The following is a 23,325-nucleotide window of genomic DNA, read 5'->3' as shown; positions in this document are numbered from 1 at the left end:
CGCCAGGTGAGAAAGCGAGGGCATCCATGGACGATGTCGCGGCATGTTTCAGTTGCACTGCCCCGCCTTGGCCGCGCGACAGGAAGACAGCATGGCCATTGCTGATGGCTGTCATGTCCGTCCGGGGGCTGTGGTCGATGGCGACGATCGGTCCGTCGATCTTGACCAAAGGGGCCGCTGCTTCGCCGTCGGCAGCCAGATGCACCACTTCACCGCTGGCCGCGCCAACCAGAAAGCCGGAATGCGCATAGGCGGTGATCGGGACATCGCCATCTCCGAATGCCGCCGTGGCGATCAGCGGGACGGGTGGCTTTTCCCTTGGGCGGATCGTCGTCTGCCCGAGATCGTTGCTCACCCTGATCCGTGTTTCCGGCGGCTCGTGATCCGCGACCATGGCGATGGCGATTGTTCCATCCACACAGGTGAAGGCAACAGCCGAACCATCGGTGCTGAAGCGCAGATCGGCGATCCCCGACGGGCGACGCCAACTCCGCGCCAGAAGGTCGAACAAGGTCAGGTTCTGCATCGTCTGCTGGTTCATACTGTCTCTCCCGTCAATCCTTGTTCGCTGTCGCGGCAAGCCGGCGATCAACGTCCTCGACTTCACCTTCCGCAGCTATGATGCGGTCCTCGCACGCCGCGGATGTCTGCATGACCGCCGCCGCGCTCTGCTCTGCCTCATGCAAGTCCCGCACCAGTTGCTCGCTGGCGCCGCTTCTGCCGATTTCCAGCTCGAGGCGCAGCACATCCATCTCGATGCCGGCGCGTTTCTGATTGAGCCGCAGCGCCTCGGCGGTGAGCGCGGAGACATTAGCGACCAGATCGAGCCGGCGGGCGAGCAGCGCGTCACGCCTGGCGATATCGGGCCCACCTGTCATTTTTCGCTCCCCAAAGGCTTGGGCGGCTTTTCGAAGGCCGACAGCAATTTTGGCAACGTGCCGGCCTGCGACTGGAACTGTCTTTCGGCCGTTTCGATGTGGCTCTTGAGTTGATCCCAGATGTCGACGCGGATCATGGATGTCGTGTCGCCGGTCAGGCGCTCAATCTCGTCGACGCGGAACTGGCGCGTCAGCGAAACCCCGGAAAACACGAAGTCCCGCAACAGGATCGCGTGGTTTTCGATGAACAGATGGATCATCGGATGCGTTTCCGTGGTGACGCCGCCGGCGGCAAGCTCGGCCCGGATGAAGTCCTGGAAGTGGCTCTGTAGGCGATGTTGGCTCTCGCCCATGAAGCGCATGACAAAGACCAGATCGCGAGGCATCAGCCTGACAAGATCGCCGGTGACGCCGTCGGGCTGGCGGGACATTGGCTCGGGCGGCCCCCGACTGTCTCTATCGCTCGGCATTGTCTCTCTCCAGCGCGAGGCCCGTCTATGAGCGTCGCCTTCAAATAGTAGAGAAAGACGTAGAATTGAATAGATGATATTTGTTCTCGGTTTTGTTGCATGTGCTAACTAACCATATTGCACCTGCGAATAGATCATAAATATTACAAGCGTATGTTACGATTGTAAAAGAACGTTACAGTTGGCCACCCGCTTAGTGTGGCAAGGGCGGCGATTTTGTTTTGAGTCACAGCCATGGGCGCTCTTTTCAAACTGGCACGGCGCTTGCTTTGTACCTTTCCACAAGAAGCCCATCGCATTTCTGACGCGGTGCCAAAAGAACGAAGGAACGGAGGAAGCAGAGACCGCTTCGATACGCCCATCGCATATGCGGTTGGCGCCGCGGGTCTCTGCCAAAACACCTCAAGAACCTTTGCCGCGATCCACTTGAACGGCCTGACCATGAGTCGCGCCTCGATGCGCAACCCTTTGTCGTGCCGCTCGCACTCTCACTGGCGGTGCTGTGTGCCGCTTCATGCCGGGGTCAAGGGACCTGCGGCTCAAACCTGGTGGAGGCTTATGACCATGACGTCTCTGACGCTCAACAAGATTACCTCACAACGCGGAATCTCCGTCGGCGAGGCGACCAAGAAGATTGCCGATCTCGGCTGGAATCCTTCCTACGTCCAGGAAGCGATGACGTTTCCGACCGACTACAAGATCAACAAGACGCCGCGCGACCCGATGAAGCAGGTCCTGCGGTCGTATTTCCCGATGCAGGAAGAAAAGGACAACCGGGTCTACGGTGCGCTCGATGCGGCGCTGCGCGGCGACATGTTCCGCAACGTCGAACCGCGCTGGGTCGAGTGGATGAAGCTCTTCTTGGCCATCATTCCTTTTCCGGAAATCTCGGCTGCCCGCTCGATGGCGATGGTCGCCCGTATCGCGCCCGGCGAGGAACTCAGAACCGGCTTCACCATGCAGATGATCGACGAGTTTCGTCACTCCACGATCCAGATGAATTTGAAGAAATGGTACATGGAGAACTATATCGATCCGGCCGGCTTCGACATCACCGAGGAAGCCTTCGGAAAATGCTACGCCACGACCATCGGCCGGCAGTTCGCCGAAGGCTTCATTACCGGCGACACCATGACCGCCGCCTGCATGTACCTGACCGTGGTGGCCGAAACCGCCTTCACCAACACGCTGTTTGTCGCCATGCCCTCGGAGGCTGCCCGCAACGGCGACTACGCATTGCCGACCGTGTTCCTGTCGGTGCAGTCCGACGAGAGCCGGCATATCGGCAATGGCCACTCGCTGCTGATGGCGGCGCTCAAGGAGCCGGAAAACCACCTCTTGCTCGAGCGCGACCTGCGCTACGCCTTCTGGCAGAACCACGCCATCGTCGATGCCGCCATCGGCACCTTCATCGAATACGGCACCACCAACCGCGACAAGAACAAGGAGTCCTATGCGGAAATGTGGCACCGCTGGATCTATGAGGACTACTATCGCACCTACATGCTGCCGCTCGAAAAATACGGCATCAAGGTCCATCACGACGACGTCCAGGCAGCCTGGGAACGCATCACCAAGAAGAACTATGTCCACAAGGTCGGGCAGTTCTTCGCGGTCGGCTGGCCGGTCAATTTCTGGCGCATCGAAGCCCAGACCGACAAGGACTTCGAGTGGTTCGAGCACAAATATCCAGGCTGGTATGCCGAGTTCGGCGACTTCTGGAAATGGTATGCCAAGCTCAGCCACAAGGGCGAGAAGGTGCTGCTGTTCAACAGCGACGTGGGCTACGTCTATCCGCATCGCTGCTGGTCCTGCCTCGTGCCCTGCCTGATCCGCGAGGACATGGTGGTCGGCGAGATCGACGGTCAGCTGCATACCTTCGCCCACGAACTCGACAAGTGGACCGCAACGGTCGCCTTCGCCGACGAGTATCAGGGCCGGCCGACGCCCGCGATGGGCCGCTTCAGCGGCAAGCGCGAGTGGGAGACGCTCTATGACGGCTGGGATCTGGCCGATGCGATCAAGGACCTGAACTTCGTCCGTTCCGACGGCAAGACGTTGGTTCCGCAGCCGCATCTGCGCTTCGACGACAAGGACATGTGGACGCTCGACGACGTGCGCGGCAACACGCTCGGATCGCCGCTCAACGCCCTGCGTGCCATGTCGCCCGCGGACCGCGAGAAGCACCTGGCGGAATACGCCAAGGGCTTCACCATTAACCCCTGCAACTGATCAGGCCAAAGGGGGGCGGGTTGGTCCCGCCCCTTCCTTTCACTGGAGGTCCGTATGTCGGAAACCCACACGGTCAGGCTCAGCCCGGTCGGCGTCGAATTCGACGTCGAGCATGGCGAAACGGTGCTCAACGCCGCGTTCCGCCAGGGCATCGCCCTACCACACGGCTGCAAGGAAGGGCAATGCTCGGCCTGCAAAAGCGTGTTGCTCGAAGGCGAAGTCGACATGCTCAAATACTCGACCTTCGCGCTGAACGACATGGAGAAGGAGAGTGGGCACATCCTGTTGTGCCGCTGCATCGCCTTCTCCGACCTGGAAGTCGAGCTTCTCAACTACGACGAGGAGATTTTGGCGAAAGCGATCGCCGTGAAAACGTACAAGGGCCGGATTGCTCGCATCGAGCAGCTGACCCATGACATTCGCGGCATCGAGATCGAACTCGGCTCCCCAATGAAGTTCTGGGCGGGGCAATATGTCGACATCACGGTTACCACGCAAAAAGGGGAGACGATTACGCGCTCGTTCTCCATGGCAAATACGCCGGACCAAACCGAAAAACTCTCCTTCATCATCAAAAAATACCCTGAGGGAAAGTTCTCGGGAGAGCTCGATTCCGGAGGCATCAGAGCCGGAGCCGAAGTCACCGTCGTCGGACCCTACGGGACCTGTTTCCGCCGCGACGAACGACAAGGACCCCTGATCCTGGTCGGCGCCGGCTCTGGCATGTCGCCGATCTGGTCGATCCTCAACGACCATCTGAAGAGCGGCGAGAAACGTCCGGTCTATTTCTTCTACGGCGCCCGCACCCGCAACGACCTGTTCTATCTCGACAGGATCGCCGAGCTGGTCGGCAATCATTCGGACGTCACCTTCATTCCCGTGCTGTCGCACGCCAATGACGACGCCGATTGGCAAGGCGAACGCGGTTTCGTGCACCAGAGCGTTGACGCCGTGCTCAAGCAACTGGCGGTCGACGGGCAGGGCGATGTCCATGCCTGTGGCCCACCGCCGATGATCGATGCGCTGCAGCCGGTCCTGTTCATGAACGGCTTCGAAACCGAGCGGATCTTCTTCGACAAGTTCACCACATCGGCAGGTGCAACGCCTGCCCATTGAGGGGCGGCCGACGCACAGCCAACCACAACTGCAACAAGGGAGAGAGACTATGCCTGCAACCTCGAGTTCAGTCGGATCAGGAGCCGCCGGCGCGGCCATCTTCGCCGACTCCGACAGCCGGAAATACCGGTACTTCGACCCGAAAGGCCAGCGCGCCACCCACTACGAGGACATGACGGTCGACGTTCAACCCGACCCGGAACGCTATCTGATCCAGGACTGGATCATCTCCTTCGCCGATGGCAAGGGCGCCTATGTCAAGCAGAACACCGCCGCGCAGAGCTCCAACTGGCATGCCTTCCGCGCTCCCGACCAGGAGTGGGAGCGCACCCACTACCAGCGCCAGTCGAAGATCGAGACCATGGTGCAGAGCGTCATCAACAATGCGCGCAAATCGGGCACCCCGAAGACCTTCGACAAGGCCTGGGTCAAGATCCTGCAGACGCAGCTCGGCGCCTGGAAGCACGCCGAATTCGGGCTCGGCACCTCGCTGATGCAGGCGCAGCGTTACGGCTACACCCAGATGATCAACAATGCGACGCTGACCAACTCGTCCTACAAGCTGAGGCTTGCCCAGGACGTCACCCTCTACCTCGCCGAGATCGGCATGGACTTGCCTGATTGGGACGACGAACTCGGCAAGAAGGCCTGGCTCGAGGACAAGAACTGGCAAGGCACGCGCGAAGCGGTCGAGACCATCATGGGCGCGACCGACTATCTCGAGCAGTATTTCGCCATCAACATCGTCTTCGAGCCGCTGGTGGGCGAAGTGTTCCGCTCCGGCTTCCTGATGCAGATCGCCGCCGCCAACCATGACTTCATCACGCCGGCGGTGATTTCGGCCGCCGAGGCCGACTATGAGCGCAACCTCGCCAACACGATCGACCTCATGCATCTGCTCGCCAATGACGAGAAGCATGGCGGCGCCAACAAGAAGCTCTTCCAGGGCTGGGTCAAGAAGCACGGCGCACTCGCCGACAAGGCAGCCGCCGGCCTGCAGCCGATCTGGTCGATGCCGCATTCCAAGCCGGTCGCGTTCACCGACGTTCGGGCCAAATCCGAAGAGCGGATTGGCCAGATCCTCGGCGAACTCGGCCTCAAGCGCTGAAACAGGAGAAATCGTCATGTCACTATCTGCACGCGACGCAACGCATTCCAACATCTTCAAGGCGATGAAGGACATCACCTTCGAACAGACGATTTCGCATCAGTGCGGCGTCACCATGAACGACTCGGTCGAGGCCAGGGCCATCGCCGAATTCATGGGCCTGAAACCGAACGTAACCGTCACCTATCAACCGGCGATGATCCGCATCGACGGCGACGGCAAGCTGATCTTCAAGATGGACGAGATCAGCGAATATCTCGGCCGAGAGATGACGGCGGAAACCTTCGAGGTCAACAGCTCCACCCATTACGGGCGGATGGTACGCATCGACGACAACACCGTGATCCTGTTCGGCAACATGGACGAGATGTTCGAGTACATCGAATAGCCGCCCAAACTAAGCTGGCGCGCCGCCGAGTGCGGCGCGCGGAAACCGATCAACGCGATTGCTGCGGAGGCAACCATGTACAGAACACCGGAAGGCAAGGACATTTTTGTGGTCGACGGCCACACCCATTTCTGGGACGGCAGCCCGGAAAACCAGAAGAATATCCACGGCAAGCAGTTCATCGAATGCTTCTACGCCTATCACACGGGCTTGAGCCCGAAGGAGCAGCTGTGGGAGAAGAGCAAGTTCGAGAAATACAGCGCCGACGATCTCTATCGCGACCTGTTCATCGATGGTCCCGATGATGTGGCGATCGTCCAGTCGACCTATCTCAAGGACTTCTACAAGAACGGCTTCAATACGATCGAGCGCAACGCGGAGGTGGCCAAGCTCTATCCGGAGCGGTTCATCGTCAACGGCGCCTTCGATCCGCGCGACGGCGAGAAGGCGCTGGAATACATCCACTTCCTCAAGGAGACCTACGACGTCAAGGGCGTTAAGATGTACACGGCCGAATGGAATGGCGCCTCCAAGGGCTGGAAGCTCACCGATCCCGATGCCTACAAGTGCTTCGAACTCTGCGACAGGCTCGGCATCAAGAACATCCACGTCCACAAGGGCCCGACGATCCTGCCGCTCTCGAAGGATGCGTTCGACGTCCATGACGTCGATCACGCGGCGACGGATTTCCAGGGCCTCAACTGGATCATCGAGCATTGCGGCCTGCCGCGCCTCGACGATTTCTGCTGGATCGCGACGCAGGAAACCAATGTCTATGGGGGCTTGGCGGTGGCGCTGCCATTCATCCATGCGCGCCCTCGCTATTTCGGCGAGGTGATCGCCGAGCTTTTGTTCTGGCTCGGCCCGGAGAAGATCCTGTTCGGCTCCGATTACGCGATCTGGACGCCGCGCTGGCTGGTCGAGAAATTCTGGGCCTATCAGATCCCCGAGGATATCGCAGCAGAACGTGGTGTGCAGCTGACCGACGAGATCAAGGAGAAGATCCTCGGCCTCAACGCCGCGCGTCTCTACAACATCGACATCGAAGCCAAGAAGAAGGCGCTCGCCGGTTCGCCCTTCAGCATCGCGGCGGAGTAGGGGCCATGGCAACCGCCAGCGTTTCCGGCGACTGCCAGAAGGAACTCTGGCGGCGTCTTGCTGAAGTCAACGACCCCGAACTCGACGAACCTGTCACCGAGATGGGCTTCATCGAGCGGGCGCAGGTGACAGGCGATGGCAGCGTGGAAATCGACTTCCGCCTGCCAACCTACTGGTGCTCGCCAAACTTTGCGTTCCTGATGCTGGACGGGGTGCGCAAGGCGCTCGACCAGCTCTCCTGGAAGCCGGCCTATCGCGTCAAGCTGCACGACCACATGTTCGCCGACGAGGTCAATCGCGGTATGGAAGAAGGCAAGAGCTTCGGCGACATCTTCGCCCTGCTTGCCGAGGATCAGGATCTCGGCGGCTTGCGTGCAACCTTTGCGATGAAAGCCTTCAAGCGGCGCCAGGAGGCGGTCTTGCGCGGCCTCAAGGCGCATGGCCTGACGGATCGCGAAATCCTCGGCATGGACCTGCCGGCCTACGATGTCGCGCGGTTCGAGCCGGGCGAGGCGGCCAAACAGAAGCCGCGATACCGGGCGGCGCTACTCGAGCGGTTTCCCGACCGCCGGGCGGACCATCCCGTCTTCGTGACCTGGGGAGGGCAGCGCATCCCGCCCGGTGCACTCAGCGCCCATCTCGCCGAACTGCGCGGTGTGCGCATCAACATGGAGTTCAACGGCGCGCTGTGCCGTGGACTCAAGCAGACCAGATACAAGGAACTGGATGTGATCGACGGCGAACCGACGCTGGTCGATTTCATTCTGGATCGCGTGCCGCCTGGGACGGCACCGGCCGCCTGAAGCAGCGCTGACAGCAACGGCCTCCCTCGCACGAGGCCCCCAACCAACAACCCGCCCGTAAGGCGGAAGGAGGAATCATGCCCAAAATAATGCTTCACAATTCCGAGGCTCGCCGGGCTCTCGCCCGTGGCGTTTTCAGGCTTGCAGCCGCCGTCGAGCCGACGCTCGGCCCCAAAGGCATGAACGCCATGATCGACCGGCCGATCGGCACGCCGATGGTGACTCGCGACGGTGTCAGCATCGCCTCCGAGATCGAGCTGCACGACCGTTTCGAAAACATGGGCGCGCAAGTCGTGCGTGAAGTGTCGATGCAGACCAACGAGATCGCCGGCGACGGCACCACGACGGCTATCGTGCTCGCCAACGCGCTGATCCAGGGCGGTGTCGAGGCGAATGAGCGCGGCGTGAAGTCCGTCGATCTGTGCAAGGGCATCGACCTTGCCGTGGCGGCGGTGGTGGCGGCACTCAAGGCCTCGGCCAAGCCGGCCAAGGGCAACGGCATCCTGGCGTCGGTCGCCAACATCGCCGCGACCAACACCAAGCTTGGCGCGCTGGTGGCGGAAGCCCATCAACGGGTGGGCGCCGAAGGCGTAATCACCACCGACTTCAGCGTCACCACCGAGACCACGCTCGATGTCGTCGAGGGCATGTCCTTCGAACGCGGCTATCTCTCGCATCACATGGTAACTGATCAGGAAAAGATGGAGGCCGTGCTCGAACGGCCCTACATCCTGATGACCGATCTCAAGATCAAGGAGCCCGGGCAGCTCGATGCGGTTCGCCGCATTGCCGAGGAGGATGGCCGGCCACTGCTGATCGTCTCCGAGGAAATGTCGCCGGAAGTGGTGGTGACACTGCTCGGCAAGCAGGGGCCGGGAAGATACCTCGTTGTCCATCCGCCGGAATATGGCCATTGGCGCAAGGCGATGATGGAGGATCTGGCCATCATCACCGGCGGCAAGGTGATCGCGCGCGATCTCGGCGGCCGGCTGGAGGATGTCACCGCCGAGGATCTCGGCACGGCCGACCGGGTGAAGACCAGCGCGTCCTACACCTCCATCATTCGTGGCGGCGGCGACCATGCGTCAATCGCCTCGCGTCGCGCCCAGGTGCAGCGGCAATATGAAGCTTCGCCGCCGAACATCGATCAGGACAAGCTGCGCGAACGCCTGGCCAAGCTCTCCGGCGGCACCGCGATCCTCTATGCCGGTGGCGTTACACCGGTCGAGCAGAAGCGGACCATCCAGCTGATCGAGGATTCCTTGAATGCGGTGCGCGCCGCATCCGAGGAGGGCGTCGTCGCTGGCGGCGGCTCGGCGCTCGCCCAGATCGCTCCGCTGCTCGACAAGGCTGCGGCTGGCGTCGAGGGCGATGTCGCCGAGGGCGTGCGCCTGGTACGCTCGGTTCTGTCGCGGCCGCTGTGGCGCATCGCCGCCAACGCCGGCGCCGATCCCGAAGCGGTGGTGACCGAGGTCACCCGCATCAATGGCGGCTACGGTTACAACGCATCGACCGGCACGTATCAGAACATGTTCGAGGCAGGCATCATCGACCCCGTCCGCGTCACCTACACGGCGCTCGCCAACGCGGCTTCGGTGGCGACCCTGATCCTGACCACCGAAACGCTGATTGGCGATCTTGCCGAGGACGAGGATCCGACGGCCGGCCCGGCACGAGGCGGCGGCTCCGAAAAACTCGGCCGCGCCTGAGGCAACAATTCCGACGGAACGATTTCGACGTTGAAAGGACACAGCCATGAAAGCTGCCAGACTTTACGAGTACGACCCGAAGATGAATGTCCAGCTCAAGATCGAGGAGGTCAAGGCGCCGACGATCACCGCGCCTGACGAAGTGATCGTGCGGGTGGGTGCTGCCGGCCTCTGCCGCACCGACCTGCACATCATCGAGGGGGTGTGGAAGCCGACCATGGATCCCGAAGGCACACTATTGCCTTACATAATGGGCCACGAGAATGCCGGTTGGGTCGAGGAAGTCGGCAGCGGCGTCAAATCGGTCAAGCGCGGCGACGCCGTGATCTGCCATCCCTTCCGCTCATGCGGCATCTGCCTCAACTGCCGCCATGGCGAGGACATGTATTGCGACAACGGCCAATTCCCCGGCCTTGGCATGAATGGCGGCTTCGCCGAGTATTTCATCACCAGCGAGCGTTCGCTGATCAAGCTGAACGCCAACATCACGCCGATCGAGGTGGCGCCGCTGGCCGATGCCGGCATCACTGCTTACCGCGCCGCCAAACGCGCCGCCAAGCTGCTGCGGCCAGGCAGTTATTGCGTGCTGCTCGGCATAGGCGGGCTTGGCCATATCGCACTGCAATCGCTGCACGCGATCTCGGGCTGCCGCATCATCGCCGTCGACCGCGAGCCGGCGGCGCAAGTGCTGGCCAGGGATCTGGGCGCCGACTTCGTGCTCGATGGCGGGCCAAACGTCGTCGAGGAGGTCGCTCAGATCACCGGTGGTGGTGCGCATGTGGTGATCGACTTCGTCGGCGAACTCGGTGTCGAGAACATCTGCTGGAAGATGGTACGCAAGGGCGGGCAACTGTTCGTCGTCGGCTATGGCGGCAACATCAACGTGCCGACAGCGCATCTCGTCATTGAGGAGATCAACATTGGCGGCAGCCTGGTCGGCAATTTTACCGAGCTTGTCGAACTGATGGAGCTCAACGCCGACGGCAAAGTGAAGATGCACTACACCGAATACAATCTCGCCAGCATCAACACCGCCCTCGACGATTTCAAAAACCGCCGGTTCACCGGCCGCGGCGTCATCGTGCCCTAAAGCATCTGGACCGGATCCGCATCGAACGACCGCATCGGCTCCCGTCCCGTCATCTGCAAGGAGAGGAAGAAATGAACAAGTACATCTGTGAATTCATCGGAACCTTCGCGTTGGTCTTCTTTGGCTGCGCGACAGTCCTATTCATGCGCTCCGAGGTCGGCCTGCTGGGCGTCGCCATGGCCTTCGGCCTGTCGGTGGTGGCGATGGCCTATTCGGTCGGACCTATTTCGGGCGCCCATCTCAATCCGGCGGTAAGCCTTGGCTTCTTCGTCTCAGGTCGAATGAAAGCAAACGACCTTATCGGCTATGTCTTTGCGCAGTGCGTCGGTGCGATCGTTGCGTCAGCGGTGCTCTACGTGATCGTGCAAGGTAAAGGCGGCGGCTACGACGTGGCGACGAATGGCTTCGCCCAGAACGGCTGGTCGGCCTATTCCGCAACGTCGGCCTTCCTGTTCGAGGCGATCGCCACGTTCCTGTTTCTACTCGTCATCCTTCGCGCCACGGCCGAAGGCGGTGCGGGACCCCTGGCCGGCCTGGCGACCGGACTGACGCTGGTCATGATCCATCTCGCCGGCATTGCCGTCTCCGGATCATCGGTCAATCCGGCCCGCTCGCTCGGCCCGGCGTTGTTTGCCGGCGGAGCTGCACTGTCGCAACTCTGGCTCTATATCGTGGCGCCGTGCCTTGGCGCGGCCGCTGCCGGACTGGCATTGCGCGCCGGGGTCGGGGCGAGCGAACCGGCGGCTCAGCCTGCCTGATTGCTTGCCGGACCCGGCAAGCTTCCTGAACCCTGTGGCTGATGCCATGGCGTTTTCCGTGTCGGGATGTCAGCGAAGCGCGATCCCGAATCGAGATTCTTCGCTTCGAGCTTTGGGAAAACGGGAGGACAACATGGATCTTATCACAGGATTGGCCGTCGTCATCGGCATTATGGGCGGCATTGCAACGTGGGTAGCGATCACCATCGGCAACCCCTATTTGCTGATCTGGGCGGTATTTGTCGGCTGGGGAAGTTTCTATCACTGTGGCGGCAAGGAAGCCGGTTTCAAGAGTTCGGCGGTTGCAAACCTATGGGGAACGGTCTGCGCCGCCGGCGCACTAATAGCACTGATGTCTATTGGTGTTACCGCGATCATGGCCGGCGTTTGCGTGGGTATTTCAATCATAGTCCTGATCCTCGCCGCCAAGTTGCCATTGCTGAGCGCCATTCCGTCAGCGGTTTATGGCTATGCAACGACTGCCGCGCTTTTTCTGCTTGGTGCCGCCGCCTATGGCGAGGGCATCGGCGCCATCACCAGGGTCGCGGCCGCTGTGGTCGTCTCGCTGATCATCGGCAACATCCTCGGCTACGTCTCGGAGAAAGTGACCGGTGCTGTCGTAAAGGCCTGATTATTTCCGCGGCCGCCGCCTGAAGGCAATCTCGGTCGACGAATTTTCCCAGCCCCGCGGCGCGAATGCCGCGGGGTTTTTTGTTGCTGAGGTGAAAGGAGCTGCACCTAAAGGAAGCCGCGCCGGATCCCGTATTGGCCGAGCTTGCGATAGAGCGTCGGCCGCGAAATGCCGAGCCTGAGCGCAACCTTGCTGAGATTGCCGCTCTCCGCGGCAAGTGCATTCTTGATCGCCTGGCGTTCCGCATCCTCGAATGTACATACGGGTGCTTCGAGCATGGCTGCGGGATGGTCGCCGTGCATGGCTATGATGTTGCGGTCGCCCGATCTGATTTCGCCGGGAAGATCCTGCTGGTCGATCGTGCTGCCGCGCGCCAGTATATGAAGGCGTTCGACCAGGTTCTTCAGTTCCCGCACATTTCCCGGCCAGCGATAGGCAAGCAGCGCATCGAGCGCGTCGTTTGAAAACTCCAAGGGATCATTGCCAGCCAATTTTGCGGTCTGACGGTTGAAATGCTCGATCAGCAACAGCACGTCGTCGCCGCGGTCGCGCAAAGCCGGAACATGGATCGAGACCGCACCAATGCGGTAGTAGAGATCGCTGCGGAAGCGACCTGCCGCGACTTCCTGCTTGAGGTCGCGATTGGTCGAGGCGACCAGTCGCACGTCCACCGGCCGGCCTCGCGAGTCGCCGATGCGATGTACCACACGCTCCTCGAGGACACGCAACAGGAAGGGCTGGATTTCGAGCGGCAACTCGCCGATTTCGTCAAGACTGAGCACGCCGCCGTTGGCGAGTTCGAAGATCCCCGGCTTGCCGTCACGCGAAGCTCCGGTGAAGGCGCCGGCGACGTGGCCGAACAACTCGCTGCCGAACAGCTCCTTGGTGATTGCACCGCAGTTCATGGCGATGAAGGGGTCGTTTTCGGTGCGCCGGCTGCCGGCATGGACAAGCCGTGCAAACAACTCTTTTCCGACACCCGTCTCGCCTTCTATCAGCAACGAGGTGACACCCTTCGACCCGGCCACCCGGGAGGCGACATCGACGGCAGCCAGCAATTTTTCGCTTTCGCCGACGATCATCGCCGCGGCTGTCCGCATGTGCTTGTTCTCCTCCCGGCGGATCACCGTCATGCTCGAGACGGCCGGCACCGAGGGAAACACCAGAGCCGCGCCACGAAGATCGCCATCAAGCTTCAGCGGCGTGACATGGCAGGATCGCAGATGCGCCGGCAGTGCGTTGGCGAGATCGGTGTCGGAGCCGGAGGCCGGCAGGTTCATAAGCCAACGACCACGCCCCGGTTCCATCGGGCCGTCCATCATCTCCGTGGTGTCGCCGTTGGGCACGTTGTTGCAGAAAATCGCGCGGCCACGATGATCGACGATCACCAACCCGTCTTTCCGGCGGTAGCTGGGTGCCGAGGAAATGAAGGCTTCGAGCAGGCGCGTGCGCTGCTCCTGCTGCTGTTCGGCGAGTGCCTTTTCGATTTGTCTGGCGGTGGCAGCGACGAGCGCCGTGTTGTGCGGCCGGAAGATCGGCGAATAGCCTGACAGGTCGACGACGCCGATGATCTTACCGTCCAGAGGATCGCGGATCGGCGCACCGGCGCAGGTCCAGGATTTGATGCCGGCGCAGAAATGTTCGGCGGCGTGGACGAAAATCGGTTCGCCAGTCCACAGCGCCGTGCCGATGCCGTTGGTGCCGACGGCGTCCTCGTTCCATTTGCCGCCGATGCCCAGATGAATGTCCATGCCGTCATGCAAGGTCTTCTTGTCGCCGATCGCGTCGATCAGCACGCCATCACTGTCGGCGAGCACCAGCATCGCTCCCGTCCCTTCCAGCAACTGGCCAAGGGACGCAAACGATCGCCGCGCCGCCGAAAGCAGCTCGGCGTTGGCACGGGTCAGATATTCGATCTCGTCATGATCGCTGCTCAGCGGCGCTTCGATGCCTTGCGCGTTGATGCCGCCGGTTGCGCTGCGGTACCAGGAATCGTGGATCAGCGAGCGGACATGGACCGGATCGCGGGCGGATGTCGGCTCGTCGGAAAGAAAACTTTCCCAAGCGCGCATGGTGGCGCTCTCGTCATAGTCGATGTTGTCCAAAACCAACTGTCCGTTGGCCATCGACGCACGCGCCGGAAGAGCATCGGTCTTCATCTGATCGGGGCCGTTCGCGTGTCTCATTCAGTCATCACAGTACCTTTGAGGTATGCCATTTCTGTATGCTTCGCGGATTGGGCGTGCTCAGCGACGCCCGAGTGCCGGTGGTCAGTCGATGCCGAGTTTCGCGCCGATTTCGGCAGCAAGCTGGTCTTCGCTATAGGTTGCAGTCAGGTGGGCTCCGTCCAGTTCGGCAAGCGCCCCGGCGACGGTTTCGTCGACAGGTGAGAAAAAGCCGTTTTGCTTCGTTGCCAGGACGAAAATCTGCTTGCCATCCCGGTTGCGGACATCGCCGATATGGTGAAGCTGGCGACCGGTGTTCTGATCTTTGGAGATCACACGGCCGTTCATTGTGACGCGGACGGACGGGCTCGTCGCTTCGGCGGCTGTTGCCGCGCTGACGCCGACATGGATAATCAGGCCTTCCGCCTTCGGTTGCTGGCGTGGCTGCCTGGAAGCCGAATAGCCGCCGCCGCTGATCTGGTCGGCCAGTTGGACTATGGTTGATCGGTTCTGCTCGATCAGCCTTTTGATCTGAACATCCTCGCGTCGCGGGCCATCCCGCTTGGAGATAATCTCAACCATGAATCCTCCCAGATCCGCTCGGCGTTGCCGTTCGTACGGCTCATCTTGTTTTGACTTGAACTCTACACCGTCTCTGTCAAGTTCGCCATTCAGTATCATAGCGCCAAAATTCAGGCTGCTGGTAGCAGGTGGCTGCTACACGGGATTCCGGTACCTGGGCGTTTTGACAAAATGCACGTGGGTCAGGCTGCGTTGTTCGTGAATTCCGAGGGTGGTTGTCTGTCGCGCAGATAGAGCGCGCATGTGGTGCGCAGGATCGAGGCAAAGTTCGGGATATGGCCGTTGATCTCCAGCGCTTCGTCGTAAGCGTCGAGAGGAATTTCGACGCCTTTTTCCCTTGCCCACGGGCGATCTTGTCCAACAACGTCCAAAATGTGGCCTCGAGTTGGATGCGTCGAACGGCTTTGCCGCAAACTTGCCACTTGGACGAACAAGCTGATCAGATACGGCATTGGTTTCCGTCAACGCCCCATGCGCATGGTGGAAGACCTGCCAACGTCCGACAGGCTGATCACGTGGCTTTACGAACTTGACGAGTTTATCGATCTTTGCCATATCTACCTCAGTGGAGGCAAGGAACATGGCATCTCCAAAATCGAAGCTCTTCGCGTATCGGCGGACGGCGTCATAGCCTCCCTCGTAGCCGAGGCTGCAAAGCTCTTTGGCCATCTCGACCATATGCTGGCAATGGCGGCACGCGCGGGAGCCGGGGCGGCCTTCACGTCGGCCATGCCGAGCTCGATGGCCATTATCTGCGCAGCGACGCATTCGTCGAGCTGGTCCGATCAGGCTATGTCGGCACGCGCGGCGCGACCACCATCTTCAGTCGATGATCGAAGCCACGCTGAACGAAGGACGTGCAGTCGTTGCTGCGTTGCACCACAGTTTCCGCTGACTTTGAAGCGTCTGACCGCTCTCGACTACCGGGTATCTGTCGATTAAGCGACGCGCCTCCTTCTCAATGCCGAAGCCGGCGGTGATGGACATAATAAGTCGGATCCACATTACGGCTTGGGCGCAGGGACAAACGGTGCCAGCGGAGCCGTCCCACTAAGCAAGGCGACGAGTTCGCCTTGACGGCTCGTACCAGTTTTCCGGAACACGCGCTCAAGATAGGTTCGCGCCGTTTTGACTGTGATTCCGAGCTCAACTGCGGCTGCCTTTAGCGTAAGGCCTGATGCAAGTGATCCGGCAAGCCTTGCCTCGGACGGAGACAGATCGAAAAGCGCGCTTAGAATTTGTGGAGAGGTCTTCTTGTTGGCTGTGCTGATCGTCGCCGCAATGACAAGGATGTTCGCACCGGCGAATATGTCCCTTGCCGATCGCCGAACCGGCATCACATGCAGGACGACAGCATCTCGATCGATCCTCTGACGAACCGGAATAGATCTGACGATTGGGGCGGTAGCCGCCGAAGTGCTTCTGACGGACTCCTGGAACAGGATATCGGCTTTCGGATCCGCGATTGCCAAACGGTTGTACGCCAGCGGCATGAAAATTGACGGCAGCGCCTCGAACAGTCCGTTCGTCGCAACCACTTGCCCGCCGGCCGACATCACTGCAGCGGGGAGGCCAACGCTCTGCAGGGCCGACACGGTGGCCAACGCCCGCTCGAGGCCAAGTCTTGCTGCTACAGAGCTGCTTGCGGACACTCATGTCGGGAACTGAAATCGTCTGACATCCCGATGACAGCATCCTCATCCGCTCGATCAGGAACTGCGGGGTGATCGCGACCACGGTTCCACCCGCTTCTGCTGCGGCAATGGCCACCTGACCCATCAGGCCATCACAGCCTCCGCCATAGACCAGGCGAATACCCGCAGCGGCAATCGCCGCGCCAAGGACGGTGGCGCAACGGGCGTGGTCGGGATCGTTGCCAAGCATGGCGCCGCCGAAAACGCAGATCGTGCCGATGCGTCGCTGCAGGGGATAGGATTGGCCGATCTGTTCTGCGGAATTGTCGCATGATGATCCAAACATGGTGTCTCTCCAAATGAAGTTGGAATAGCGAAGCTTTGATCAGCCGGCGGAATGATCGCCGTCTGCGCGAGGTTGGCTCGATCGGAACAGAAGCAGGTCAGCCCAGGACCAGAGCAGGTAACAAACGAGAAGGGTGGCGGGCGTCGACCAATGCTGTGGCTGTCCGACCTCGAATTTGAACAGCGAGGCACAGAGTCCTGTCCCGGCAGCGATCAGGGCCGGCAGCCGGCTGAGAAGGACCATGATGCGAAACGGCTCGAGTCTGTGTTCCGACAAGTTGAGGATCTGGACCCCGGGTCGGTGGCAAGCACTGCCGAATTTTCCAACGGAATGAAGGAGGCCCGATGTCAACGCCAGCAACGGATGGCCAAGTTCAAACAGGGCCAGGCCAAGGCAAACGGCACCAACGCCGGACAGGAAATCACCCAGGCGGTTGAGATTTTCCCTGGGATTGAGACGCTCATTCCAGGCGCGATGGTAGACCTCGCCGCTGGCGAAGAAGATCGCCGTCGCCGAGGTCATTGTGATCGCCGCAAAATTGCCCGTCAAATAATGGCTGATGGCGGTCGGCACGCCTGTCCAGAGAGGTTGGTCCGGATTGCCAGATACGAGAATCTGCGCCGTAATCCCCTGACAGAGACCAATGAGGTTGCCGATATTGTAGGCGCCTCCAGGGCCAGACATCCGTGCCGTCAATGCGCTGCACCAAGCACTGAGGCGCGGAGACTGCACCGTGAAGGACGAGGCTGTTTCGCGAGCTGGAATTTTGACTGTGGCTACACGCAGCGGCTTGTTGATGTTGAGCGTCATGTCGGGTTCCTCCCTTGTGACGCATGCTTTGCAGTGCTCCGCGTGATCTCAACGTGAATTGGGCCGGAATGCGTCCAACCGGCTAAAAGGCTGATCGCATCGACACCCCTGGAAGGTGACGGTTGATCTGCTTCTCTCAATTGCCTCGCAAACCCCTACCCGCGCGGCGGGCTTCTAGGTCGCCGAGGCCTTGCAGCCCTGGCCGGCCATTGTCGAAGCGGGTCGCTTGCCCAGCCTCCCTTGAAAGCCATCCGGATGCACGGGCCGCGAAGACCGAAAATCATCTCTCGACGGTTCATCCGAAGACACTGGGGAGCGACGATCGTTGTTCACGCTGAATTCACGCTGAGTTGCCCAACACATCACAGCCGCAACGCCGGACCGACATCCGCAAAGGCCGAGCGGTCGAACCTGGATCTCAATTGAACCCAAGGAAGGAATTCGATCATGCTACGCAACTTGACGAGAACATTCACCGCCATCTCGACAATCGCGGCTCTCATGGCACCTCTGATGGCACCCAATGCGGCCTACGCGAGCAGCACCACTGTTCCGCGCAAATGCATAAACGGCGTTTGCGGTTCGGTGAAATATTATGGTGGCAAGGTGCGCATCTCGCTATCCAGCAAGCTTTCGAGAACCACCCACTTCAATTTCAAGACCAATCCTGGCGACCAGATCGAAGTCGGCAATGGCTATTCGTTCGACCGGGAGCCCGGCGACAGCGGCACATACAGCGCGCAAGCCTGCGACCGCGGTGGCTTTGGTGCGCGATCGACCTGCACCAAATGGGCAACTTTCGACTGGAACAGCGGCGCGCAGGAGCAAGAAGAGGAGCAGTGATCAACCTTCTATTGACTGGGGTGTTGTTTGATTTGTCAGCCGATTGAGCGACAGCGCACAAACATTGAAATGTGCGATCTTCGCCTCAAGCTGATCTTCCCGTTTCGAATCCGGCGCACCCTTGGTGGAACGTGGGGTGTGCCGGTTTATCGATCTCGCCCTTCTTCAGTATTCAACGCTTGCGATTAGAGAGCCGTCCTTCGCAGCTTCGACCTTGCCCGGATGCCCACTTAGGACTCGTAGCGGACGGCGGCTTCCAAGTACGTCCTCCCATAAGCAGCCAGTCTGTTTTCGTGAAAGTTCCGGGCGGCGGCAGGTGTAAGAAAGTCCCCGAGGAAGGAACCCGCTTGAAGCTTCTCTCGCGCCTAGCTGACGCGCGTCTAAGGTTCGCGACCGCCACCGCTGACTGGTCCCGTCGCTCGTCGCCGAGCGCAAGCGGTGTCTTTCCTACTTGGCGAGCTGACCTCGGAAAGAAGGATTTTGGTTTTCACCAACCTATCCTCACGACGTGAAGGCGAATTTTAGGGTTGTTCGCGCGGCCGCGTGTCATTTACATCCTTGCCTTCAACGCTAAGCTTCCTAGTCCATCATTAGCCTCAGTCGCATTTTCCATGCCAAGGACCTCATGACATCCGATAACAATGCGCGTGAACATTTCGCCATCGATCTCGCGCGACGCGCCGGCGAGCTCGGCCTGAAATATTTCCGCGATCTCGACAGCCTTACAATCGAGAGCAAGGGCCATCAGGATATGGTTTCGCAGGCCGACCGCGAGGTCGAGCTGTTCATCCGCGCGGCGATGAAAGCTGCCTACCCCGGCGACGGCGTCGTCGGCGAGGAACATGCCTCAATCACCGGGTCTACCGGGCATGTCTGGGTGATCGATCCGATCGACGGCACTGCGAATTTCGTGCGCGGCATTCCGGCCTGGTGCGTGGTCATCGCCTGCGCCAAAGATGGTGATACCGTCGTCGGCGTCATCCACGAGCCCTCTACCGGCGAGACCTTCCATTGCCGCAAGGGCGGTGGTGCGTTTCTCAACGGCAAGCTGATCAAGGCAAGTGCCGCCACCAGCCTCACCGAGGGTTCGGTCGGCACCGGCTTCTCCAATCGGGTCGATATTCAAAATGTCGTCACGGTCATCCGCTCCCTGATTGACGAAGGCGGCGTGTTTTTCCGCAACGCATCGGGTGCGCTGATGCTAGCCTATGTCGCTGCCGGCAGATTGCTCGGCTATGTCGAAGAGCACATGAACGCCTGGGATTGCCTGGCCGGCATGCTTTTGGTGGAAGAAGCCGGCGGCACGATCGTGCCGGACCCGAGAACCGTTTTGGAAAAGGGTACGCTGGTGATCTGCGCCGGCAACGGTGTGTTCGCCCCGGTTCGCGACCTCTGCGTCGAACCCTTCAAGCTTTGATCAGAACCGGACCGCGATCCGGAAAGCCGATGCCGACATTGTCGCCCGCCTGAAACGACGCATCGACATTGCGCGACAACACGAACACGTCTCCAAGCGCCGTGGCAACGACGAGTTCTAGATGGCTGCCGGCATAGGTGACCTTTGCGAGCGTGCCCTCGATCGTTTGCGGCGCACCGGCCGGACCGATCTCGATGCGGCTTGGACGGACGGCCAGCTTCGCGGGGCCTGCTGGATGGCCGCGCGCCGGCAGTTTCAAGGCAAGTGTACCGAGCCGGACGGCCGCTACGTCGCCTTGCACCGCAACCACCTCGCAATCCAGGATGTTGGCTTCACCGATGAAGTCGGCAACGAAAGCGTTGGCCGGCGCATCGTATAGTTCGCGCGGCGTACCGTCCTGCGCGACCACCGCCCTGTTCATGACGATAATCCGGTCCGAAACCGCCAGCGCCTCTTCCTGATCGTGCGTAACATAGACCACAGTCAGTCCGAGCTTGGTCTGGATCTCCCTGATTTCTTCGCGCACATGCCGGCGCAGCTTGGCGTCAAGATTGGAGAGCGGCTCGTCGAACAACAGAACTTGCGGTTCGAGCACCAGTGCGCGCGCCACCGCGACGCGCTGCTGCTGACCACCCGACAGTTCGCTGGGCAGGCGCGCCTCGAAACCGGTCAGGCCGACCAACTCCAGTCCCGCTCGGGCGCGGGACGCGGCCTCCTTCTTGTCATGGCCGGAGAAGCGCAGACCATAGGAGACATTTTCCATCACCGTCATATGGGGGAATAGTGCGTAGGACTGAAGAACCATTGATACGTCGCGGTCGGTGGCCGGCAGCAGGGTGACATCATCGCCGCCGATCAGGATACGGCCGCTGGATGGCATCTCCAGGCCAGCGATCATACGCAGCGTGGTCGTCTTGCCGCAACCGGAAGGTCCGAGAAGCGTCACCAGCCTTCCGGCCTCAATCGCAAGTGAAATGTCGTTGACCGCCGGCGTGCTGGCGCCGGGATACGTCTTGGTGACGTGCTCGAAGGTCACCGAGGCGGCGTTGCCACGAATTTCGGCCATCACCCGGCTCCTGCTTTTGTCGCGTGGCCGCCTGGCGTTGCCGGCAGGCTGACATTGGTGCGCACGCTCCAGCCGCCGTCGCCTTTCTGGATACCGCGCCGGCCGATATTGCGGCTGCCGACGACCAGTTGCATCAGGCCGATGACCACCAGCATGACGGCGATCAGCACTGTCGAATAGGCGATAGCGATGCCGTATTCATTGTTCTCGACACGTCCGACGATATAGCTGGTGGAAAGATCGTAACGCGCGCTGACAAGGAAGATGACGGCGCTGATCGCGGTCATGGCGCGCACGAAGGAATAGACAAGCGCCGCCAGCGTTGCCGATTTCAGCAATGGCAGAATGACGCGTGTGAAGGTCTGCCAGGAGTTGGCGCCAAGCGTCAGCGAGGATTCATCCAGGCTGCGGTCGATCTGCGACATCGAGGCGACGCCGGCGCGTACGCCGACTGGCATGTTGCGGAAGATGAACGACAGCACGAGGATGATGCCGGTTCCAGTCAGTTCGATCGGCGGCACGTTGAAGGCTATGATGTAGCTGACGCCGATGACAGTTCCTGGAATCGCGAAAGACAGCATGGTCGCGAATTCGAAGGCATTCTTGCCACGGAAGTTCTGGCGGACCAGAAGATAGGCTGTCAGAAGCCCTATGCCGGCGGTCAGGGGTGCCGATATCAGTGCGATCTCCATCGTCGTCCAAAAAGAACTCCACGCCGACCCCGACCAATGAATGCCGAACTCATTCCAGCCGACGGAGAACGCCCTCTTGTAATGCTGCAGGGTCAAGCTTTGATCGACCCCCCACAGCCGGACAAAGCTGCCGTAGAAGATGACCGCGTAGACCAATACGGTGAACGCCGTCCACAGGCCGGCGATGACATAGAGCGCACGTGTGAGCCCGTCCGGGAGGCGCGGATGGACGCCGGCATCGCCCTTGCCGGTGACGGTGGTATAGGAACGCCTGCCGATCCAGAAGCGTTGCGCGTAAAAAGCGCCAAGTGTGAAGCCTAGCAGCACCAGTGCCAGGATTGCCGCAAGGGCCTCATCGTTCTGCGCGCCGACAATGGCGAAGAAGATTTCCGTCGACAGGACATCATAATTTCCGCTCAGCACCAAGGGATTGCCGAAGTCGGCCATGCTTTCGATGAAGCCGAGCAGAAACGCGTTGGCGAGGCCTGGTCTCATTAGCGGCAAGGATACGGTCCAAAAGGTCTGCCAGCGGTTGGCGCGGAGCGTCTGTGAAGCTTCTTCCATGGACGGGCTGACCCCTTCGACAACCCCGATCAGAACCAGGAAGGCGATCGGGGTGAAGGCAAGAACCTGAGCGATGAGCAGCCCGGGAAGTCCGTATACCCAGCGTGTTGGTTGGATGCCGAGGACGCCGGCAACGCTCTGTGTCACTGCGCCTGACAGTCCGAACAACAGGATAATGGCAAGGCCGATGACAAAGGCCGGCGTGATGATCGGCAACACGGTCAGCGCACGCAACAGCTTGCCGTAGCGGAAACCCGTGCGTGTCACGACAAGCGCGAACACCAGCCCCAGAAACATGGTCAGCAGTCCGACGAGTACAGCGAGCAGCAGCGAGTTCCAGGCAACGCCGCAGCGGCTGCCGCCAGCGAGACAAGCCAGGCTCCACAGGCGCGGGCTGAATAACTTGGCCAGGAACGCGACAAGCGAATAACCCCCGTCGTCGGTCTGCAAGGCGTTGGCCAGCATCATCAGAATTGGCATGAAGATGAAGATGGAAACCACCGCGACGACAAAGCCGATTGAGCTGACGACGAATACGTCGCCGCCGACGGCACCGCGCGCGGCAATGCCAAGGGTGAGCAGGAACAGAAAGGCGCCGCTGACCAGCAGGGCGCCGTAACCCATGCCGAACTGGCGGTCGTCAAGGTCGCCCAACAGGCTGGTCAGCCAGCGGAACTGCCAGCCGTGCAACCCGATGGCGAAACCCTGGAACAAAAGCCAGCCAAATCCCGTAGCGCCGACAATGACGAGCAATCGGCCGAAAAACGGATCGGATTTGTTGCGGCCCCACAGAAGCAGTGGCGCCGCCAGCAGGAGGCCGAGCGGCGCCAGCCACAATTTCTCGCCCTTGAGAGCCAGAACCAGCGCCGGTGCGAATTTGCTATCGAACATGCGCGCGGAGATCGCTTGCGTGAAGCGATGAACG

At 60.7% G+C, this 23,325-nt stretch carries 22 protein-coding genes and 1 pseudogene; 13 read left to right on the top strand and 10 right to left on the bottom strand.

Annotated features, from left to right (window positions below; all coding sequences use genetic code 11):
* From EOA19_RS32905 to EOA19_RS32895, 3 genes are all read right to left on the bottom strand, one after another.
* On the bottom strand, positions 1-541 hold a 541-nt coding region (locus EOA19_RS32905), incomplete at its 3' end, for a hypothetical protein (protein WP_206638146.1).
* A gap of 13 nt (positions 542-554) precedes the next feature.
* Positions 555-878 carry a hypothetical protein gene (locus EOA19_RS32900; protein ID WP_127297723.1) on the bottom strand — a complete coding sequence of 108 codons (324 nt, stop codon included), beginning with the start codon at positions 876-878 and terminating at the stop codon, positions 555-557.
* Positions 875-1,348, bottom strand: coding sequence for a hypothetical protein (locus EOA19_RS32895; protein ID WP_128305930.1), 474 nt, complete (start codon positions 1,346-1,348; stop codon positions 875-877). Before EOA19_RS32895 ends, EOA19_RS32900 begins: the two co-directional genes overlap by 4 nt.
* 564 nt (positions 1,349-1,912) lie before the next feature.
* On the opposite strand from EOA19_RS32895, the gene EOA19_RS32890 reads away from it, so the two are divergent.
* The 10 genes from EOA19_RS32890 to EOA19_RS32845 all read left to right on the top strand — a co-directional run bounded on the left by EOA19_RS32890 (position 1,913) and on the right by EOA19_RS32845 (position 12,281).
* A complete protein-coding gene (locus EOA19_RS32890; protein WP_127297725.1) occupies positions 1,913-3,580 on the top strand; it encodes an aromatic/alkene/methane monooxygenase hydroxylase/oxygenase subunit alpha in 1,668 nt (555 codons plus the stop codon).
* Between the two features lie 54 nt (positions 3,581-3,634).
* Complete coding sequence (locus EOA19_RS32885) at positions 3,635-4,696, top strand: 2Fe-2S iron-sulfur cluster binding domain-containing protein (RefSeq protein ID WP_127297726.1); 1,062 nt, start codon at positions 3,635-3,637, stop codon at positions 4,694-4,696.
* Between the two features lie 49 nt (positions 4,697-4,745).
* On the top strand, positions 4,746-5,804 hold the full coding sequence (locus EOA19_RS32880) for an aromatic/alkene monooxygenase hydroxylase subunit beta (RefSeq protein ID WP_127297727.1): 1,059 nt from the start codon (positions 4,746-4,748) through the stop codon (positions 5,802-5,804).
* Between the two features lie 16 nt (positions 5,805-5,820).
* A complete protein-coding gene (locus EOA19_RS32875; protein ID WP_127297728.1) occupies positions 5,821-6,192 on the top strand; it encodes an MmoB/DmpM family protein in 372 nt (123 codons plus the stop codon).
* 75 nt (positions 6,193-6,267) lie between these two features.
* Positions 6,268-7,290 carry an amidohydrolase family protein gene (locus EOA19_RS32870; RefSeq protein ID WP_127297729.1) on the top strand — a complete coding sequence of 341 codons (1,023 nt, stop codon included), beginning with the start codon at positions 6,268-6,270 and terminating at the stop codon, positions 7,288-7,290.
* A 5-nt stretch (positions 7,291-7,295) separates the two neighbouring features.
* Positions 7,296-8,093: an iron-sulfur cluster assembly protein gene (locus EOA19_RS32865; RefSeq protein WP_127297730.1), complete on the top strand. Its 798-nt coding sequence runs from the start codon at positions 7,296-7,298 to the stop codon at positions 8,091-8,093.
* Between the two features lie 77 nt (positions 8,094-8,170).
* A complete protein-coding gene (locus EOA19_RS32860) occupies positions 8,171-9,802 on the top strand; it encodes a molecular chaperone GroEL (protein ID WP_128305929.1) in 1,632 nt (543 codons plus the stop codon).
* Between the two features lie 46 nt (positions 9,803-9,848).
* Entirely contained in the window at positions 9,849-10,892 is a 1,044-nt protein-coding gene (locus EOA19_RS32855) for an NAD(P)-dependent alcohol dehydrogenase (protein ID WP_109661589.1), read from the top strand.
* Positions 10,893-10,963: 71 nt separating this feature from the next.
* On the top strand, positions 10,964-11,650 hold the full coding sequence (locus EOA19_RS32850) for an aquaporin (protein ID WP_127297732.1): 687 nt from the start codon (positions 10,964-10,966) through the stop codon (positions 11,648-11,650).
* Positions 11,651-11,696: 46 nt separating this feature from the next.
* Positions 11,697-12,281, top strand: a complete 585-nt coding sequence (locus tag EOA19_RS32845; protein WP_128305928.1) for a DUF1097 domain-containing protein — start codon at positions 11,697-11,699, stop codon at positions 12,279-12,281.
* A gap of 107 nt (positions 12,282-12,388) precedes the next feature.
* Here EOA19_RS32845 and EOA19_RS32840 read toward each other — a convergent pair whose 3' ends face one another.
* The 3 genes and pseudogenes from EOA19_RS32840 to EOA19_RS32830 form a co-directional block, all read right to left on the bottom strand.
* The gene (locus EOA19_RS32840; RefSeq protein WP_128305927.1) at positions 12,389-14,467 is read right to left on the bottom strand and encodes a sigma-54-dependent Fis family transcriptional regulator; all 2,079 of its coding nucleotides are present in this window, start codon (positions 14,465-14,467) and stop codon (positions 12,389-12,391) included.
* Positions 14,468-14,551: 84 nt separating this feature from the next.
* A complete protein-coding gene (locus EOA19_RS32835; RefSeq protein ID WP_245486429.1) occupies positions 14,552-15,127 on the bottom strand; it encodes a hypothetical protein in 576 nt (191 codons plus the stop codon).
* A gap of 83 nt (positions 15,128-15,210) precedes the next feature.
* Positions 15,211-15,419: pseudogene (locus EOA19_RS32830) on the bottom strand (ribbon-helix-helix domain-containing protein); the annotation flags it as partial.
* Between the two features lie 80 nt (positions 15,420-15,499).
* On the opposite strand from EOA19_RS32830, the gene EOA19_RS32825 reads away from it, so the two are divergent.
* Positions 15,500-15,970: a hypothetical protein gene (locus EOA19_RS32825; protein ID WP_128305926.1), complete on the top strand. Its 471-nt coding sequence runs from the start codon at positions 15,500-15,502 to the stop codon at positions 15,968-15,970.
* A 62-nt stretch (positions 15,971-16,032) separates the two neighbouring features.
* On the opposite strand, the gene EOA19_RS36220 is transcribed toward EOA19_RS32825, so the two are convergent.
* Both EOA19_RS36220 and EOA19_RS32815 read right to left on the bottom strand, forming a co-directional pair.
* On the bottom strand, positions 16,033-16,632 hold the full coding sequence (locus EOA19_RS36220) for a helix-turn-helix transcriptional regulator (protein ID WP_245486426.1): 600 nt from the start codon (positions 16,630-16,632) through the stop codon (positions 16,033-16,035).
* Between the two features lie 415 nt (positions 16,633-17,047).
* The gene (locus EOA19_RS32815; protein ID WP_127297016.1) at positions 17,048-17,818 is read right to left on the bottom strand and encodes a hypothetical protein; all 771 of its coding nucleotides are present in this window, start codon (positions 17,816-17,818) and stop codon (positions 17,048-17,050) included.
* A gap of 447 nt (positions 17,819-18,265) precedes the next feature.
* Between EOA19_RS32815 and EOA19_RS32810 the strand changes: the two genes are divergently transcribed.
* A complete protein-coding gene (locus EOA19_RS32810; RefSeq protein WP_127297017.1) occupies positions 18,266-18,661 on the top strand; it encodes a hypothetical protein in 396 nt (131 codons plus the stop codon).
* Positions 18,662-19,286: 625 nt separating this feature from the next.
* Positions 19,287-20,078: an inositol monophosphatase family protein gene (locus tag EOA19_RS32805; protein WP_128305925.1), complete on the top strand. Its 792-nt coding sequence runs from the start codon at positions 19,287-19,289 to the stop codon at positions 20,076-20,078.
* Here EOA19_RS32805 and EOA19_RS32800 read toward each other — a convergent pair.
* Both EOA19_RS32800 and EOA19_RS32795 read right to left on the bottom strand, forming a co-directional pair.
* Complete coding sequence (locus EOA19_RS32800) at positions 20,068-21,144, bottom strand: ABC transporter ATP-binding protein (protein ID WP_128305924.1); 1,077 nt, start codon at positions 21,142-21,144, stop codon at positions 20,068-20,070. The genes EOA19_RS32805 and EOA19_RS32800 overlap by 11 nt on opposite strands.
* On the bottom strand, positions 21,144-23,325 hold a 2,182-nt coding region (locus EOA19_RS32795; RefSeq protein ID WP_164893104.1), incomplete at its 5' end, for an iron ABC transporter permease. The genes EOA19_RS32795 and EOA19_RS32800, both read right to left, overlap by 1 nt.

Origin of the sequence: Mesorhizobium sp. M7A.F.Ca.US.010.02.1.1 (assembly GCF_004023085.1) — a bacterium.
GTDB lineage: Bacteria > Pseudomonadota > Alphaproteobacteria > Rhizobiales > Rhizobiaceae > Mesorhizobium.
This window is presented reverse-complemented; position numbering and strand designations above follow the sequence as displayed.

Coding starts and splice junctions, on each gene's coding strand:
- EOA19_RS32840 (WP_128305927.1), bottom strand. CDS start 14,467: ATGAGACACGCGAACGGCCCCGATCAGATGAAGACCGATGCTCTTCCG.
- EOA19_RS32900 (WP_127297723.1), bottom strand. CDS start 878: ATGACAGGTGGGCCCGATATCGCCAGGCGTGACGCGCTGCTCGCCCGC.
- EOA19_RS32855 (WP_109661589.1), top strand. CDS start 9,849: ATGAAAGCTGCCAGACTTTACGAGTACGACCCGAAGATGAATGTCCAG.
- EOA19_RS32865 (WP_127297730.1), top strand. CDS start 7,296: ATGGCAACCGCCAGCGTTTCCGGCGACTGCCAGAAGGAACTCTGGCGG.
- EOA19_RS32895 (WP_128305930.1), bottom strand. CDS start 1,348: ATGCCGAGCGATAGAGACAGTCGGGGGCCGCCCGAGCCAATGTCCCGC.
- EOA19_RS32880 (WP_127297727.1), top strand. CDS start 4,746: ATGCCTGCAACCTCGAGTTCAGTCGGATCAGGAGCCGCCGGCGCGGCC.
- EOA19_RS32835 (WP_245486429.1), bottom strand. CDS start 15,127: ATGATACTGAATGGCGAACTTGACAGAGACGGTGTAGAGTTCAAGTCA.
- EOA19_RS32805 (WP_128305925.1), top strand. CDS start 19,287: ATGACATCCGATAACAATGCGCGTGAACATTTCGCCATCGATCTCGCG.
- EOA19_RS32800 (WP_128305924.1), bottom strand. CDS start 21,144: ATGGCCGAAATTCGTGGCAACGCCGCCTCGGTGACCTTCGAGCACGTC.
- EOA19_RS32885 (WP_127297726.1), top strand. CDS start 3,635: ATGTCGGAAACCCACACGGTCAGGCTCAGCCCGGTCGGCGTCGAATTC.
- EOA19_RS32890 (WP_127297725.1), top strand. CDS start 1,913: ATGACGTCTCTGACGCTCAACAAGATTACCTCACAACGCGGAATCTCC.
- EOA19_RS32815 (WP_127297016.1), bottom strand. CDS start 17,818: ATGACGCTCAACATCAACAAGCCGCTGCGTGTAGCCACAGTCAAAATT.
- EOA19_RS32870 (WP_127297729.1), top strand. CDS start 6,268: ATGTACAGAACACCGGAAGGCAAGGACATTTTTGTGGTCGACGGCCAC.
- EOA19_RS32845 (WP_128305928.1), top strand. CDS start 11,697: ATGGCGTTTTCCGTGTCGGGATGTCAGCGAAGCGCGATCCCGAATCGA.
- EOA19_RS32850 (WP_127297732.1), top strand. CDS start 10,964: ATGAACAAGTACATCTGTGAATTCATCGGAACCTTCGCGTTGGTCTTC.
- EOA19_RS32875 (WP_127297728.1), top strand. CDS start 5,821: ATGTCACTATCTGCACGCGACGCAACGCATTCCAACATCTTCAAGGCG.
- EOA19_RS32810 (WP_127297017.1), top strand. CDS start 18,266: ATGCTACGCAACTTGACGAGAACATTCACCGCCATCTCGACAATCGCG.
- EOA19_RS32860 (WP_128305929.1), top strand. CDS start 8,171: ATGCCCAAAATAATGCTTCACAATTCCGAGGCTCGCCGGGCTCTCGCC.
- EOA19_RS32825 (WP_128305926.1), top strand. CDS start 15,500: ATGCGCATGGTGGAAGACCTGCCAACGTCCGACAGGCTGATCACGTGG.